The organism is Nonomuraea sp. NPDC049625 (assembly GCF_040675285.1).
Lineage (GTDB): Bacteria > Actinomycetota > Actinomycetes > Streptosporangiales > Streptosporangiaceae > Nonomuraea > Nonomuraea angiospora_A.
Genome location: NZ_JBFAOQ010000009.1, coordinates 320,379 through 336,337 on the forward strand (window position 1 = coordinate 320,379; position 15,959 = coordinate 336,337).

Genomic DNA, 15,959 nt, shown 5'->3' on the forward strand with positions numbered 1-15,959 from the left:
GAGCCCGGCTTCTCTGGGTGCTTTGCCCCGCTTTACCCCAAAGCCACCCCTTCGGAACGCGGGGTGAGGCCGCCGGAGGCGTGGACGCGGTCGCTGAAATTCTCCCGTCGGCCGCGGACACGTAGGAATTGAAACCCCCGCTCTGACGAGGACGACGCGTGAATGAACAAGATGACCGGTCCCGGTTCGAGGCGGTCTACCGGCGAACTCACGAGCAGATCCTCGGCTACGCCGTACGGCGGTGCTCCTCTCCGGAGGACGCCGCCGACGTCGTGGCCGAGACCTATGTGATCGCCTGGCGGCGGATCGCCGAACTCCCGGACGGCGAGTCCGGCAGGTTATGGCTGTACGGCGTGGCCCGGCGGGTCCTGGCCAACCACCGCCGCGGCGAGCGGCGCCGCCTCACCCGGCACACCGAACTCACGGAAGAGATCGAATACCTCTACGCCGCTCCTTCCCCCGAGAGCGGGCACGACGGCGTGGACGAGGCCATGAGCATGCTCTCCGACGCCGATCGCGAGCTGCTCGCCCTGGCCCTGTGGGAGGGGCTCGACCCCGGCGAGATCGCCCAGGTGCTGGACTGCTCCCGCAACGCCGCCCGCATCCGCCTGCACCGGGCCCGCAAACGCTTCGCCAAGGCGCTGGAGCAGGCCCGGCCGCCGGCCCGTTTCGCATCGCAACCGCTCGTCGAGAAGGAGGCACGGTGAACAACGACCAGATCTTCAGGAGCCGGGCGAGGGTGCTGGACGAGAACCTGACCGGCCGGGCGTCCACCGCGGGGGCGGACGCGCTGCTGGCCCGGATCGTCGCGCTGGAACCCGCGCTGGAACCCGCTCAGGCCCGGCGCCGGTTCATGCCCTCCCCGCGCCGCGCCCTGCTCGGCCTGGCCGTGGCCGCCGCCCTGGCGGGAGCCGTCGTCATCGGGCCGTCCCTGATCGGACGGTCCGAGCAGGTGTACGCCAGCCAGGCCGTGACGATCGACCGCGTCGGCGACGAGTACGCCTTCTACTTCACCGAAGGGGATCCTGATCCCGCCGAGTTGGAGAAGGCCTTCCACAAGGTCGGCCTGGACAACCTCACGGTGACGTTGTTCCCCGTTTCGCCGCGAATGCCGGCAGGCTCCGTCTTCGGATTCGAGAAGTCCGACCCCGACGCAATAGCGACGTTCGCCGGGGACAGCTGCCCTGAGCGGGTCGAAGACTGCATTACGGCCTTCCGTGTCACCGCGGACATCAAGGGGCCCGCGGAGGTCAGGCTGGGCCGCCCGGCGAAGCCCGGGGAGAAGTACGACTTCCCCGTCGACGCCAGTTGGCCGGGCGAGGCGCTGGCCGGGGTGAACCTCCGGGGAAGCTCGGCGGCCGAGGCGGCAGGCGTCGTGCGCGAGCACCACCTGAAGGTGGCCTACGAGCTCGACTGGCCGCTGCCGAACGACGAAAAGGGCGTTCGTTTCGAGGCCGACGTGCCCGCCTCCCGCATCGATCCCGGCTGGCGGGTGGCGGAGGCGGAATCCTACAACGACGGCGCGATCGTCCTGCACGTGGTGCCGGGCCCGTCGGCCACCCCGCCGCCCGGATTCTGACCGGATCCGATGTCACACTCCGGACGCCGGGCCGCCTCTCAGGGGGCATGACACAGAACACGATCCTGGTGACCGGCGCGACCGGCGCCATCGGGCGCCCCCTGGTCGAGCTGCTTCTCGCCGAAGGCGCCGAGGTCCGGGCCGTCAGCCGCGCCCCGCACGGGGCGCGGCTCCCGGCCGGGGCGGAGGTCGTCGAGGGCGACCCGGCCAGGCCGGGCACTCTGGCCCGGCACCTGGACGGCGTCACCGCCGTCTTCCTGCACTCGCGCGCCATCGGCGACGCGGCCGGCGAGCTGCTCGCCCTGGCCAAGGAGCGCGGCGCGACGCGCGTGGCCGCCCTGTCGGCGATGAACATCGACGACCCGCTCGACCAGCAGCCCTCCCGCTACCGCGGCGACCGGAACAAGGAGGCCGAGACCGCCGCCGCCGGCAGCGGGCTGAGCTGGACCAGCCTGCGGGCCGGATCGTTCGCGTCCAACGCGGTCAACTCCTGGAGCGCCCAGATCCGCGCCGGCGACACCGTCCGGTACGTGCACGCGTCGTTCCAGGAGGCGCCGCTCGACGACCGGGACCTGGTCGAGGTGGCCGCCCGCGCGCTGCTCACCGGCGACCTGGCCGGGCGCCGGGTCGAGCTGACCGGCCCGCGGTCGCTGACCCACGAGGAGATGGTGCGGGTCATCGGCGAGGCGATCGGCCGGCCGCTGCGCTTCCAGGAGATCCCGCCGGAGGCGGCCGAGCGGGCCATGGTCGGGAACGGCCTGCCGCAGCCGTTCGTACGGGCCCTCATGGACAGGTACGCCAGGGGCGGCTCCCGGCCCCATCCCGTGACGGAGGAGGTGACGAAGATCCTCGGCCGCCCCGCGCGGACGTTCGCCGAGTGGGCGCGGGACCACGCCGGTCTCTTCGCGGATAACGATTAGCTGTGAACCCCGCTCCCGATGTGCCCCTTTTGGGCCACCCATGGAACGCTACAGACGGTATACCAGTGGCGAGGATCAGGTGAGAACCGGGTGGCATCGACTAGCGGGGGATCGATCTTGCGGAGGCTCGGCAGAGCGAGCGTCTTAGCGGCCGTGATGGCACTGGCCATGACCGGCTGTTCCACCGCCGGGCCCGCGGAGAAGGGGACCACGGGCGCCCAGCAGGAGCAGCAGCAGGCTCCCGCCTCGTCCCAGCCGGCGCCCGAGGCGCCGCCAAAGGTGGACGACGGCTGGCCGCGCTGGGGCTTCACCCATACGGGTGTCAGCGCCAACAACATCAACCCCCAGTTCGAACGCGACGTCGCCGGACGGCTCTCGCAGACCCCGATGCTGCAGAACCAGCACATCATGGGGTTCGGGGCGCTCAACCCCGAGCCCTACCCGGGGCAGTATTTCTGGGAGGACCTCGACAGCCGGATCAACCTGATGAGGGAGTCCGGCGGCGTCCCCGTCCTCACGCTCTGCTGCGCCCCCGACTGGATGAAGGGCGGCCCCCAGGGCCCCACCGAGGAGTCGGCCTGGAGGGAGCACCTGGAGGACGCCCCCTACCCCGAACACTTCGACGACTTCGCCAAGCTGGCGGCGGCCGTGGCCACGCGGTACAAGGACGTCAAGTACTTCATGGTCTGGAACGAGTTCAAGGGCTTCTGGCGCGACCACTCCAAGCCCGCGGACTACAAGGGCTACACCGAGCTGTACAACAAGGTGTACGCCGCGGTGAAGCGGGCCCGGCCCGACGCCAAGGTCGGCGGCCCGTACCTCGGCTTCGACAGCAACGAGCGCGGCGACTCCGAGCTGCGCGGCGACTGGGGGGTCGTCAACCAGAACGTCCTGGACGCCTTCAACTACTGGTTCGAGAACAAGAAGGGCGCCGACTTCGTCGTGGTCGACGGCGCCTCGCCCACGGACGCGCACGAGCTGCTGCCCGACGAGTTCGGGGCGCTGGCGAAGTTCGGCGCGGTCACCAAGTGGCTGCGGGACAAGGTCGGCGACCTGCCGGTCTGGTGGTCGGAGTGGTACTTCGTGCCCGAGGACGGCACCACCTGGCCCGAGAACAAGCGGCTCGCGGTGCAGGCCGCCTCGATGATCGAGTTCGCGCGCAGCGGCGCCGCCACGGCCCTGTACTGGAACCCGCAGGCCAAGGACCGCGACTGCCGGCCGTGCCTGTGGGACACGCGCAGCGGCGCCGAGACGGACACCGGTCGGCTGCTGGCGAACTTCGTCAAGTGGTTCCCCGCCGGGGCCGAGCTGGACCAGGTCACCTCGTCGGACGCCAAGGTCAGGGTGCTGGCGCAGCCGCAGCAGCTGCTGCTGGTCAACACCGCGGACTCCGACGTGACCACGACCGTGGACGGCAAGGAGTACGCGCTCAAGGCGTACGAGATCAAGTGGACCGGCCGCTGAGGGTCGCAACCCCAGGGTAATCCCTGGGCCGTCCCCTGTGTCGCGGCGTGCCCCGCGGGCGGAGCCTGAGGGCATGGCCGCTGAGGGTGACATCGTCTCGGCCGAGGTCGAAGCGGCGCCCGGCCGGCAGCGCCAGGCGGCTGCCGCTCTGGCGCGGCTCGGCCTCAAGGTGCTCCACATCGGGACGACGATCAGCGTCAGCGCGCCCAGGGACGTGTGGGAGCGGGTGTTCGGCCTGCCTCAGCCGGCGGTGCCCGCCGAGCTGAGCGGAGACGTGGTCGCCGTGCACCGGGTGGAGCCGCCCGATTTCCACGCCCTCTGACGACCCGTCCACCGGTCTCATCTCGCAAAGGAGCGACATGACCACGATGACCGAGCGACGTGAGGACACCGTCTACTTCGAAGCGGCCCTGCGGCCGGAGAGCGGCGCCTCGATGTTCGCCGAATCCTCGGCGGCGCAGACCGCGAGCCTCGACCAGCTCAAGCCGGCCCCCGGCCTCGCCGAGCGCACCGCGAACGCGCTGCAGGCCAAGGGCTTCACGGTACGGCACGTCGGCACGTACTCCATCAGCGGCGAGGGACCCCGGTCGCTGTGGGAGAGCACGTTCGGCACCCACGTCGAGGTGCGCCAGGCCGAGCTGACCGGCCGGCCGCCGGACGTGACCTCCACGACCGGCGCCCAGGTGTCCTATCTGTCGCACGTGAGCGGCGAGCCGTTCTCGATCCCGCCGGACCTGGAGCCGTACATCGAGCGGGCCTACCCGCAGGCCCCGCCGCGCTTCTTCGGGCCCTCCCCCATCCCGCCCCGCGTCGGCTACCACCACCTGCGGGTGCCCGACGACGTGGCGCTCCTCCTGCGCGCGCACCAGGTGCACGACCGCGGGGTGACGGGCCGCGGCGTGCTGGTCGCGATGCCCGACACGGGCTTCTACCGGCACCCCTTCTACGACCACCACGGCTACAACTACAACGCCACGCTCGCTCCCGACGCCACCGCGGTGCAGCACGACGAGTACGGGCACGGCACCGCCGAGGCCGCGAACATCTTCGCCAGCGCCCGCGACATCGACTTCGTCGGCGTCAAGATGGGGGCCAACCCCACGCTCGCCTTCAAGACGGCCTCCGACCTGTCGCCGGCGGTCATGACCAACAGCTGGGGCTTCCACCTGCCCGGCGTCACCTCCCTGCCGAACGCGCTGCGCCCGCTGGAGCTGGCGGTCATCGAGGCGGTACGCGAGCGCGGCATCGTCGTCTGCTTCTCGGCGGGCAACGGCCACGTCGCCTTCCCGGCGATGATGCCGGACGTCATCGCGGTCGGCGGCGTCTTCGTGGACGAGACGATGGCCAACGGCGAGTTCAGGATGGAGGCCTCCGACTACGCCAGCAGCTTCGACAGCCTCATCTACGCCGGGCGGCACGTGCCCGACGTGTGCGGCCTGGTCGGCAAGCAGCCGCGGGCCATCTACATCATGCTGCCCGTCGAGCCGGGCGACGAGATCGACACGAGCCTGGCCGGACCCGGCTACCCGAACAAGGACGGCACGGGCAAGGACGACGGCTGGGCCGTGATCAGCGGCACCAGCGCGGCCTCACCGCAGATCGCCGGGGTGTGCGCGCTGCTCAAGCAGGCGCAGCCGGGGCTGTCGCCGAGCCTGGTCAAGGCCGTGCTCAAGGCGTCGGCGCGGGACGTGGTCGACGGCAAGAGCGCGATGGGCGAGGTAGCCACCGACGGTTACGACGGGCCGACCGGGTCCGGGCTCGTGAACGCGGAGGCCGCGTACCGGCTGGCCCGCTCGGTCACGCCGCGCAACCTCCACACCCTCCCGCCGCCGCGCTGACGGCTATCCGGCGCTGCCCTCGCCCTGCCCTCGCAGCAGGGCGAGGGCCGCCTGCTTGGCCGTGGCGGCGGCGTCGCGCTCGCCGTGGTGGTCGGCCAGCACGGTGGCGCCCTCCACCAGCATCAGCAACTGCCTGCCCAGGACCTCCGGCTGCCGGGCCCCGGCCCGGCGGGCGATTCCCGTCAGCAGGTCGAGGTGGCGGTCGAGGTGCCGGGCGGCGACGGTGCGCGGGACGCCGTCGTGCCACTGGGCGGACGCGTTGACGATCGCGCAGCCGCGGAAGGCGGGCTCGGCGTACCAGCCGGCGAGCGCGTCGAAGACCGCGGCGAGCTGAGCGGCCGGGTCGTCGCCGGCCGCCTCCGCGGCCTCGCGCAGCCAGCGTACGACGTGGTCGCTGCGGGCCTCCAGCACGGCCTCGACCAGCCCGTCCTTCGAGCCGAAGTGCCGGTAGAGGGTCTCCTTGGACGCGCCGACGGTCGCGCACAGCTCGGCCACGCCGATGCCGTCGAGGCCGCGCTCGTACAGCAGGCCGGTGGCGGCGCGCAGGATGGTCGCCCGGGTCTGGACGGGGTCGAGGGACGCGCCTTTGGGTACGGGCATGCGTCAGATGGTACCGGCCGGTTCCAAGTCTCTGCTAAGTTTCACATCGAAACGACCGGTTCGATGACGTACGGAGACCCGCGTGACCGACGTGTACGACCCTCCCGCCACCCTCGAGCCGCCGGCCAGCACGCCCGCGGTCACGTTCGAGAGCGGCGGCCACCGGCTGCTCGGCGTCCTGCACCTCCCGGCCGGGCCCGGACCCCATCCGATCGTGGTGCTGCTGCACGGGTTCCCGGGCAACGAGCGCAACTTCGACCTGGCCCAGGCGCTGCGCCGGGCCGGCTACGCGGCGCTGGTCTTCCACTACCGGGGGTCGTGGGGCGTGGGCGGGACCTACTCATGGCACCACCTTCTGGAGGACGCGGCCCGCGTGGTGGAGTCGGTACGCCTGGACGCCCGGCTGGATCCGGCGCGGCTGGGCGTGGTGGGGCACAGCATGGGCGGGTTCGCGGCGTTGATGACGGCCGCCGCCGACCCCGCGGTCCGCGCGGTCGCCTCGGTGGCGGCGTTCGACGTGGGCGCGGGCGCGGCGGCCTGCCTGGCGGACCCGGCGGCGCGGGAGGGGTTCCTCCGGGACTGGGAGGGCGAGCTGCTGCCGCTCCAGGGCACCAGCGCCGCGGCGCTGGTCGCCGAGATGGAGGAGGCGGGGCAGGAGTGGAGCCTGGCGACGCTCGCGCCGCGCCTGGCCGACCGGCCCGTGCTGCTCGTCGGGACGGGACGCGACCCCGTCACGCCCGCCGAGACGCACCACCATCCGCTGGTCCGGGCCTACGAGGCGTATCCGGTGCCGCGGCTGGAGCACCACCTCTTCCCCACCGACCACGCCTTGTCCGATCACCGGCTGACCCTGGCCCGCACGGTCGTGGACTTCCTGGACCGCACGCTCCACTCTTGATGCCCTATGGTGAGGTTTCGGAAAAGATCTATACTTTTGTCCGAAACTCTCCCGGCACCCACCCTTCACCCCTCAGGAGGGCATCACCGTGGCAAGCAAGACGAAGACCCGTGTCGGACTGGTCGCCGGCGGGCTGGGCGCATATTGGCCGCAGTTCCCCGACCTGCTCCCCCAGCTCCAGCGATCGGCCGACCGGGTCTCCGAACGGATGCGGGAGCTGGACGCGGAGATCGTGGACGTCGGGTTCATCTCCGACGCCCAGGAGGGCGCGGTCGCGGCCGAGAAGCTGCGGGCCGCGGACTGCGACCTCATCGTCGGGTTCCTCACCACGTACATGACGGCCACCATGCTCGTGCCCATCGCACAGCGCAGCGGCGCGCCCGTGCTGCTGATCAACCTGCAGCCGACCGAGTCGATGGAGCACGCCACGTTCGACACCGGCCAGTGGCTCGCCTACTGCGGCGCCTGCCCGCTGCCCGAGATGGCCAACGCCTTCCAGCGGTGCGGCATCCCGTTCCGGTCGGTGTCGGGCTACCTGGAGGACGAGCGCGCCTGGGCCCGCATCACGAGCTGGGTGCGGGCCGCCGGGGCCCGCGCGGCCCTGCGGCACGGCCGGCACGGCCTGATGGGGCACCTCTACCCCGGCATGCTGGACGTCTCCACCGACCTCACGCTCGTCTCGGCGAACTTCGGCGGGCACGTCGAGGTGCTGGAGTTCGACGACCTGCGGGTACGCGTGGAGAAGGTCACCGACGCCGAGGTCGCCGCCAAGCGCGCCGAGACCGAGAAGATCTTCGAGCTGGCCGACAGCGTCAACGCCGTCGACCTCGAGTGGGCCTGCCGCGTCTCCGTCGGCCTGGACCGGCTGGTGGAGGACTTCTCGCTGGACAGCCTGGCGTACTATCACCGCGGCCTGGACGGGGAGACGCACGAGCGGCTGGGGGCCGGGATGATCCTGGGCGCGTCCCTGCTCACCGCGCGCGGCATCCCGGCGGCCGGCGAGTTCGAGCTGCGCACCAGCCTGGCCATGCTGATCATGGACCGGATGGGCGCGGGCGGGTCGTTCACCGAGCTCCAGGCGCTGGACTTCCACCGGGGCCACGTCGAGATGGGCCACGACGGCCCCGCCCACCTGGCCATCAGCGCCCGCAGGCCGCTGCTGCGCGGGCTCGGCGTGTACCACGGGAAGCGGGGCTGGGGCGTCTCCGTGGAGTTCGACGTCAAGCACGGGCCGGTGACGGCGTTCGGGATCATCCAGCGCCGCGACGGCCGCTTCGCCCTGGTGGCCTCGGAGGGCGAGACCGTGGACGGGCCGCACCTGCAGATCGGGAACACGACGTCCCGCGTGGACTTCGGCCGGGACCCCGGCGAGTGGACCGACGACTGGAGCGCGACCGGCATGTCCCACCACTGGGCCCTCGGCACCGGCCACCGCGGCGCCGAGCTCAAGGCCCTGGCCCACCTGCTGGAAACGGACTACATCCAGGTGTGACCCCGGGCGCCCCCGCCGGGCCCGGGCCGCCGGGGCCCGGCAAGGGTGTTCGAGGGACTACTTTTACCTCCGCTTGTCGATCGATTAACGGGCAGCATGCCGCTCCGGATCTAGGGTCGCGTCCATGGGCTCTCCAGAAGGCGGCGAGCGGGAGTTGATCCTGCGGACGGCGACCAGGCTGTTCGCCGCGCTCGGCTACGACGGCACCTCCACCGAGCAGATCGCGGAGGCCGCGGGGCTGGACACGGCGGCCCTCAGCGCGCATTTCCCCACCAAACGGGGGCTCTACCTCACGGTCATGGAGGAGGCCCACCGGGTGCTGTCCGAGGTCATCGTGGCCAGGGCCGACGAGCTGCGGGACACGCCGCCCGAGCGGCGGCCGGAGGCGCTGCACCGGTTCGTGGACGGGTACATCGACCTGTGCGCCGAGCATCCGGAGGTGCCCGCGCTGTGGATGCACCGCTGGCTGTCCGACGCCAGCGACATCGATCTGGAGCCGCTCAACGCCCAGCCGCTGACCCAGCGCGCCATCGACAGCATCGACGCGATCGCCAAGCCCGCGGACGCCGACGCGCAGTTCACCACGTACACGATGATCTGGTGCATCCACGGGTTCACGCTGAGCGGGGTGCTCGACGGGACCGGGCAGCGCCGCAACACCGACGATCCCCGCACGTTGCGGCGCTTCCGCGCGCACATGCATCAGCTGCTCGACCGGGCGCTCAAGCTGTCCGCGTGATCGTCGCCGCCCCGCGGAGAGGGCTTCAAGAATCTCCGAACGGGAGGGCCGCTTCATGACGAACATTTCGCGAACACGTCAAGCGAGATCTTCCGCGGCGCCCCTCCGCTAGATCTACACCCTGGCACACCGTAAGCAATCTGCTACATGCGTGCGTGTATTCTGCCCATATGCGAGGTTTCAGACAATTCGGGCGCTCGCACGTCGTGAGCGAGACGGGCTGAGGCGGTGCGGGGGAACGGCGCCCTGACGACCGGTTCGTCCCTCCTGGACGAGCTGCTGGTCGAAGCCGTCGTCAGCACACGGGCGCACATCGGCAACCTCTACCTCCTGGACGAGGACGGCGACGTCCTGAAGATGGACAGTCAGCTGGGGCTTCCCCCCATGATCGCCAAGGCGTGGGCCAGGGTCAGGACGAACGACCGCGCGCCGATCGCCACGTCGGTGTGCGAGCAGCGGCTGGTCTGGGTCCCCGACAGGGAGGGCCTGGCGCGCGAGTTCCCGTCGGCGGCGCTGTCCGTGCCGTACGACTTCGCGTCCGCTGCGCACCCCCTCATCTCCGACGGCACCGTCTGGGGCGGCTTCGTGCTGTTGTGGCCGGCGGGGCGGGTGAGCCGGCTGACCCAGCGCCAGCTCGACCGGATCGAGGACATCAGCGGCCAGATGGCCGAGGTGCTCCAGGAGGCCGCCGAGCAGGGGCAGCCGATCAAGCCGGGGCCGCGGCCCCGGGTGCTGGACCCGAAGCGCAAGGCCGACCCGCGACCCGACCTGATCGCGCTCGACTGCCTGAACCGGCTGCCCGAGGGCCACGGCGCGCTGGACGTGAACGGGCGCGTGACCCTCCTCAGCGCCCCGGCCGCCGACCTGCTGCTCAGCTCCGCGTCCGAGCTGCTCGGCAAACGCCTGGACCAGGCGCTGCCGTGGATGAACGACCCCGCGTACGAGGACGCCTACCGCGCCGCGGTCGTCGGCCGCCAGGTCACCCACTTCACGATACGCAACCCCGCCGGGCGCCAGCTGTCGCTCCGGTTCTTCCCCGGCCTGTCCGGGATCACCGTGCGCATCACGCCGGCCGTCGGCGCCCGCGGCCCGGGTCACCTGGCGGCCGGAGCCGAGCGGCCGGCCCAGAACGTCGCGCTGCACGAGGTCCTGTACCTGGCGACCAAGCTCTCGCGGGCGGTGACCGCGCAGGAGGTGGTCGACCTGGTGGCCGACCACGTCATGCCCGTCTACAACGTCCAGGCCCTGGCCATCCTGACCTCGAAGGGCGGCCGGCTGCGCGTGGACGCCTCGCGCGGCTACAGCCCGCAGGCCATCCAGGAGTTCGACGGCCGTCCCGTGATCCCGCCGGACCCGGCCAACCACTCCTTCGACGCCGGCCAGCCGACGTTCTTCTCCACCTGGGACGAGCTGCGCAAGGCGTACCCGGGTGCCGTCCGCTCGGACGACATGTCCGCCTGGGCCTTCCTGCCGCTGGTCATCTCGGGCCATCCGATCGGCACGTGCGTCCTCGCCTACAACCGGCCGCACCAGTTCTGCACCAGCGAGCGGGCCACGCTGACCGCGCTCGCGGGGCTGATCGCGCAGGCGTACGAGCGGGCCCGGCTGTACGACGTCAAGCACCAGCTCGCCCAATGCCTGCAGAAGAGCCTGCTGCCGCGCAGGCTGCCCGAGATCTCCGGCCTCGAACTGGCCGCCCACTACCTGCCCGCCACCCCGGGAATGGACATCGGCGGGGACTTCTACGACCTCATCCGCCTGACCGACACCATGGCCGCGGCGGTCATCGGCGACGTGCAGGGCCACGACGTGACCGCGGCCGCCCTCATGGGCCAGGTGCGCACCGCCATCCACGCCCACGCCACCTCCGGGGCCAGCCCGGGCGAGGTGCTCGCGCGCACCAACCGGCTGCTCAGCGAGCTGTCCCCCGACCGGTTCACCAGCTGCCTGTACGTCAACATCGACCTGCGCAAGCGCATCGCCTGCCTGGCCAGCGCGGGGCACCTGCCGCCGCTGTTCGGCCGGCCCGGGTGGCGTACCGAGGCCATCGACTCCTCCCCCGGGCTGCTGCTCGGTGTGGACCCCGACTCCGAGTACGCCACCACGGAGGTGCCGATGCCGCCCGGCTCCGTCCTGGCCCTCTACACCGACGGCCTCATCGAGGAGCCGGGCCGCAGCATCGGCGAGGCCATCGACGACCTGGCCGAGCGCTTCACGCCCTCGCCCGGCCAGCCCCTGCACGACCTGGCCGAGTCGCTCATCAAGCAGGCCACGGCCGAGCAGCGCATGGACGACATCGCGGTGCTCCTCTGCAGGACGTGAGGCGCCGGCCTTCAGAGTTCGCGCACGGCGCGACCCATCCTGGACAGCGCCTGGCGCAGGATGTCCGGCGACGTGGCGAAGTTGAGCCGCACGCAGCCGGCCCCGCCGGAGCCGAAGACGTGCCCTGAGCTCACGGCGACGCGGGCGCGGTCGAGGAACAGCTTCGCCGGTCCTGCGACGTCGCTGACGACGCCGAGCTCGTCGCTCTGCCCCTCCTCGTGCAGGCCGAGCCAGGTGCAGTCGAGCCAGGCGAGGTAGGTGCCCTCGGGCGGTCGATAACGCGCCTCAGGGAGGTGTTCCGCGATGAGTTGACCCAGGAGGGTGCGATTCGCGTCGAGGCCGAGTATCAGCTCGTCGAGCCAGGTTCCGCCCGCGCGGAACGCCGCGGTGTGCGCGATGACGCCCAGGTGGCTGGGGCCGTGACCGACTTCCTCGGGCATGCGCCGGAGGTCGTCGGCGGCGTCCGCGCCCGCGATGACCAGGGCCGCTTTGAGACCGGCGAGGTTCCAGGCCTTGGACGCGGAGGCCAGCGCGAAGCCGTTCTCGGATCCTTCGATGCCGAGAAACGGGACGAAAGTGGCTCCGGGCAACACGAGCGGGGCGTGGATCTCATCGGATATCACCCGGACGCCGTGCTTTCGGGCGAGCTGGGCGATCGCCTGCAACTCATCACGGGTGTGGACGACGCCGGTCGGGTTGTGCGGGTTGCTCATCAGGAACGCCGCGCGACGGCCCTGGCTCCGCGCGCGGACGAACGCCTCTTCCAGGGTGTCGAGGTCGACCCGCAGATCCGGGCCGAGCCGCGCCTCGACGATCTTCCTCGCGTCGTGCGTGACGAACGCGTAGAAGGGCGGATAGACCGGCGAGCACACGACGACCGCGTCCCCGGGGCCGGTGATCAGGCGGAGGACCTCGACGATGCCCATCATGACGTCGGGCACGACGGCCGTGTGCTCGATGCGCAGGCCGTCCCACCGCCATCGCCGGCGGGCGAACTCCGCGAGAGCCTCGGCGTAGGCGGTCCCGTACGGGTATCCGGTGTCGCCGAGGTCGATCGCTCGGTGCAGCGCGTCGGCGATGGGACGGGCCAGCGGCACGTCCATCTCCGCCACCCAGAGCGGGAGCACGTCATCGGGGTGCGCGCGCCACTTCATGCTCGTGCGCTCGCGTAGCTGTTCGAGCGACAGCCGCACGAGAGGATCGGCCCGCCCTTCGGAACCTGCCCTCTTCATCCGATTCACCTCGTGGCCCTCTCCCGCTCGATGATTGACCAGCAAGGTTAGGCGAGTGCCGACGGCCCGGCCAGAGGCTCCTGCCGAATGCGGCAATAAGCAGCGTGAATGGCCGGCGTGATCGTGACGGAGCCGGACAGCCCGCTGACCCCGTCGTCGCAGCGGCGCCTACGGCTCGAACCTGACCCGTCCGACGACGGACGGCGTGGCGCGGCTGACCATCACCTCCCCCCGCTCGACGGCGGTCTCCCGCACCCCGAACCGGGCCCCGAGGCTCTCCTGAACCCCGATCACCGCGCTCTCGGCGCGGGAGGCCGCCTCCGCGTCCCCGAACATCGTGATCGTCATCACGGTCCCCCCGCCGGTGTCGACGGCGGTGTAGAGGACCGACCCCACCTGCTCGGGGACGCGGTCGGCGAACTCCCGGTCCACGTGCTTCACCATCTCGGTGATCGCGCTCGCGTCCGCGCTGTAGTGCCTGACTATCGCATACATGCGGATCACGCTATATCCCCATACGAGGACTTTCAAGTCCCCAAATAAGGACTTAAACCACGGCTCCGGAGACGCGCCGGCGCTTGACGGGCGGCCCCGGAGGCGGCTTGCGGTCGTACCGGGCCAGCCAGACGGCCAGCGGCCCGGCCACGAAGGCGGACGACAGCGTGCCCGTCACGATCCCGGTCACCAGCGCCAGCGCGAAGTCCCGCAGGGAGTCCCCGCCGAAGGCCATGAGCGCGAGCAGGATGAACAGCGCGCCGAGGCCGGTGTTGACCGTGCGCGGCATGGTCTGCAGGATGGCCGAGTTCACCGCCGTGACGAACGGGCTGCGGGGCGACCACAGCTCGCGTACCCGGTCGAAGACCACGACCTTGTCGTTGACCGAGTAGCCGACGATGGTCAGCATCGCGGCCAGGAAGATCCCGTCGACCGGCTTGCCGAGCCACGCGAACATACCCGCCACCACGGTCACGTCCACCAGCAGCGCCAGCACCGCCGCCGCGCCGAACGTCCACCTGAACCGGATCGCCAGGTAGGCCAGCTGCATGGACACGGCCACGCCGAGCGCGACGAGGGCGTTGCGGCGCAGCTCCTCGCCCAGGCTCGGGCCGACGAACTCCTCGCTCCGCTTGGTCACCTCCCCCGCCTGCCGCTCCAGCTCCTGCTCGATCCTGGCCACGTCGTCCAGGCCGAGCCGCCCGGCGCGTACGGTGACGCCGTCACCACTGGCCTGCACGACCGCCGAGGGGAACCCGGCACGCGAGACGGCCTGCCCCGCCGCGTCGGCCGACAGGGGCTTGGCGGTGGCGAACTCGACGAGCCGCCCGCCGGTGAACTCCACGCCGAAGTTCAGCCCGCGGGCGAGCAGCCCGGCGACGGCCGCCGCCACCAGCGTGCCCGCGACCGCCAGCCACAGCCTTCTGGCCTTCATGAGCTGGGGGTTCCTGCGCGTCAGCCAGGTCCGTACGGCTCCCGGCGAGCCCAGGCCCGACAGGCGCGGCCCGACCCGGCCGATGACGGCGTGGGCGAGCACGCGGGTGATCAGCATGGCCGAGACCAGCGAGGCCAGCACGCCGACGGCCAGCGTCACGCCGAAGCCCTTGACCGGCCCCGAGGCCAGCCAGAACAGCAGGCCCGCGGCGATGAGGGTGGTGACGTTGGAGTCGGCGATGGCGCTCCAGGCGTTCCTGAACCCCCGGTCCAGGGCCGCCTTCAGCCCGCGGCGGCCGCGCCCCTGGTCGTACTCCTCCCTGGCGCGCTCGAAGACCAGCACGTTGGCGTCGATGGCCATGCCGATCGCCAGCACGAACCCGGCCAGCCCGGGCAGCGTGAACGTCGCCCCCATCGCCACCAGCGCCGCGTACGAGATCAGGCCGTAGCAGGCGAGCGCGAGCGTCGAGAGCAGCCCGGACATCCGGTAGACCGCGACGATGAAGGCGGCCGTCAGGACCAGCCCGGCGATCGCCGCCTTGGCGCTCGCGTCGATGGCCGCCGCGCCGAGCGTCGGGCCGACCGTACGCTGCTCGACGATGGTGAGCGGCACGGGCAGCGCGCCACCCTTGATCAGCACGGCCAGGTCGCGGGCCTCGTCGTGGGTGAACGAGCCCGTGATGTCGGCGCTCCCGCCGGAGATGCCGGTACGGCAGGGGATCGACGGGTCGAGCGGCGGCGAGGAGATGACCTCGTTGTCGAGCACGATCGCGATCCGGCGCTTGGGATCGCCCACCGGCTCGCACGCCGCCGCGCCGCTCATCCGCTGCCAGGCGCCGGCGTCGCGGAAGTCGATGCTCACCCACCAGCCGGGGCCGCGCTGGGGGTCGCTCTGCTGGACGGCGTCGGCGATGCCGTCGCCGGTGATGGCGGCGGGCCCGAGCCGCAACTTCCCGCCGTTCTCGTCACGTACGTCACCCTCGTTGCCGAGGACGGGGTGGAAGGCGAGCTGCGCGGTACGGCCGATGACCTCGGCCGCCTGCCGCGGGTCGAGCACGCCGGGCAGCTCGACGATGATCCGCCGCTCGCCGGAGCGGACCAGGGTGGGATCGACCACGCCGAGCGCGTCCGCCCGCTGGCGGAGCACGTCGAGGGCGCGGTCGGTGGCGGCCGAGTCGGCCTTGACGGTGGGCGAGTCCCTCGTCTCGAAGACGAGCTGGGTGCCACCGCGTAGATCCAGGCCCAGGCGCGGGGCGCTGACCAGGGCCAGGATCAAGGAGATCGCGATGACGGCAAGGGCCGTCACCGCACGCCAAACAGGCGCACGGAACATGAAAGCCTCCACAGGCTCAGATGTGCGAAAGGGGGATCTTCAGCACCCTGTGGAGGGAGGCCCCCGCGCGGGGGCCGCCGCCGGCCGGCGGGCGGCGGGGACGTCGGCGGCCGG

14 protein-coding genes are annotated in these 15,959 nt (G+C 71.7%); 10 read left to right on the forward strand and 4 right to left on the reverse strand.

Annotation, left to right across the window (positions count from 1 at the left end; all coding sequences use genetic code 11):
- Positions 1-158: 158 nt before the first annotated feature.
- The 6 genes from AB0J87_RS35925 (at position 159) to AB0J87_RS35950 (ending at position 5,801) form a co-directional block, all read left to right on the forward strand.
- A complete protein-coding gene (locus AB0J87_RS35925; protein WP_363972497.1) occupies positions 159-707 on the forward strand; it encodes an RNA polymerase sigma factor in 549 nt (182 codons plus the stop codon).
- On the forward strand, positions 704-1,579 hold the full coding sequence (locus AB0J87_RS35930) for a hypothetical protein (protein ID WP_363972500.1): 876 nt from the start codon (positions 704-706) through the stop codon (positions 1,577-1,579). Before AB0J87_RS35925 ends, AB0J87_RS35930 begins: the two co-directional genes overlap by 4 nt.
- Before the next feature lie 47 nt (positions 1,580-1,626).
- A complete protein-coding gene (locus AB0J87_RS35935) occupies positions 1,627-2,499 on the forward strand; it encodes an NAD(P)H-binding protein (RefSeq protein ID WP_363972503.1) in 873 nt (290 codons plus the stop codon).
- 168 nt (positions 2,500-2,667) lie between these two features.
- The gene (locus tag AB0J87_RS35940) at positions 2,668-3,963 is read left to right on the forward strand and encodes a xylan 1,4-beta-xylosidase (RefSeq protein ID WP_363972506.1); all 1,296 of its coding nucleotides are present in this window, start codon (positions 2,668-2,670) and stop codon (positions 3,961-3,963) included.
- A 73-nt stretch (positions 3,964-4,036) separates the two neighbouring features.
- A complete protein-coding gene (locus AB0J87_RS35945) occupies positions 4,037-4,285 on the forward strand; it encodes a hypothetical protein (protein ID WP_350726989.1) in 249 nt (82 codons plus the stop codon).
- A 37-nt stretch (positions 4,286-4,322) separates the two neighbouring features.
- Positions 4,323-5,801 (forward strand): S8 family serine peptidase, encoded by a 1,479-nt coding sequence (locus AB0J87_RS35950; RefSeq protein WP_363972510.1) that lies wholly within the window; start codon positions 4,323-4,325, stop codon positions 5,799-5,801.
- Positions 5,802-5,804: 3 nt separating this feature from the next.
- On the opposite strand, the gene AB0J87_RS35955 is transcribed toward AB0J87_RS35950, so the two are convergent.
- The gene (locus AB0J87_RS35955; RefSeq protein ID WP_363972513.1) at positions 5,805-6,401 is read right to left on the reverse strand and encodes a TetR/AcrR family transcriptional regulator; all 597 of its coding nucleotides are present in this window, start codon (positions 6,399-6,401) and stop codon (positions 5,805-5,807) included.
- 82 nt (positions 6,402-6,483) lie between these two features.
- On the opposite strand from AB0J87_RS35955, the gene AB0J87_RS35960 reads away from it, so the two are divergent.
- From AB0J87_RS35960 to AB0J87_RS35975, 4 genes are all read left to right on the forward strand, one after another.
- Complete coding sequence (locus AB0J87_RS35960) at positions 6,484-7,299, forward strand: alpha/beta fold hydrolase (RefSeq protein WP_363972516.1); 816 nt, start codon at positions 6,484-6,486, stop codon at positions 7,297-7,299.
- Positions 7,300-7,387: 88 nt separating this feature from the next.
- Positions 7,388-8,791, forward strand: coding sequence for an L-fucose/L-arabinose isomerase family protein (locus tag AB0J87_RS35965; protein ID WP_350726985.1), 1,404 nt, complete (start codon positions 7,388-7,390; stop codon positions 8,789-8,791).
- A 124-nt stretch (positions 8,792-8,915) separates the two neighbouring features.
- Positions 8,916-9,530 carry a TetR/AcrR family transcriptional regulator gene (locus AB0J87_RS35970; protein ID WP_363972521.1) on the forward strand — a complete coding sequence of 205 codons (615 nt, stop codon included), beginning with the start codon at positions 8,916-8,918 and terminating at the stop codon, positions 9,528-9,530.
- A 228-nt stretch (positions 9,531-9,758) separates the two neighbouring features.
- Positions 9,759-11,852, forward strand: coding sequence for a SpoIIE family protein phosphatase (locus tag AB0J87_RS35975; protein WP_363972524.1), 2,094 nt, complete (start codon positions 9,759-9,761; stop codon positions 11,850-11,852).
- A gap of 11 nt (positions 11,853-11,863) precedes the next feature.
- Here the strand turns inward: AB0J87_RS35975 and AB0J87_RS35980 are convergent, their stop codons facing one another.
- The 3 genes from AB0J87_RS35980 to secD all read right to left on the reverse strand — a co-directional run bounded on the left by AB0J87_RS35980 (position 11,864) and on the right by secD (position 15,845).
- Positions 11,864-13,084 carry a MalY/PatB family protein gene (locus AB0J87_RS35980; protein ID WP_363972527.1) on the reverse strand — a complete coding sequence of 407 codons (1,221 nt, stop codon included), beginning with the start codon at positions 13,082-13,084 and terminating at the stop codon, positions 11,864-11,866.
- A 168-nt stretch (positions 13,085-13,252) separates the two neighbouring features.
- Positions 13,253-13,579, reverse strand: a complete 327-nt coding sequence (locus AB0J87_RS35985) for a hypothetical protein (RefSeq protein ID WP_350726981.1) — start codon at positions 13,577-13,579, stop codon at positions 13,253-13,255.
- Between the two features lie 52 nt (positions 13,580-13,631).
- Complete coding sequence (gene secD / locus AB0J87_RS35990; RefSeq protein ID WP_363972532.1) at positions 13,632-15,845, reverse strand: protein translocase subunit SecD; 2,214 nt, start codon at positions 15,843-15,845, stop codon at positions 13,632-13,634.
- Between the last annotated feature and the right edge of the window lie 114 nt (positions 15,846-15,959).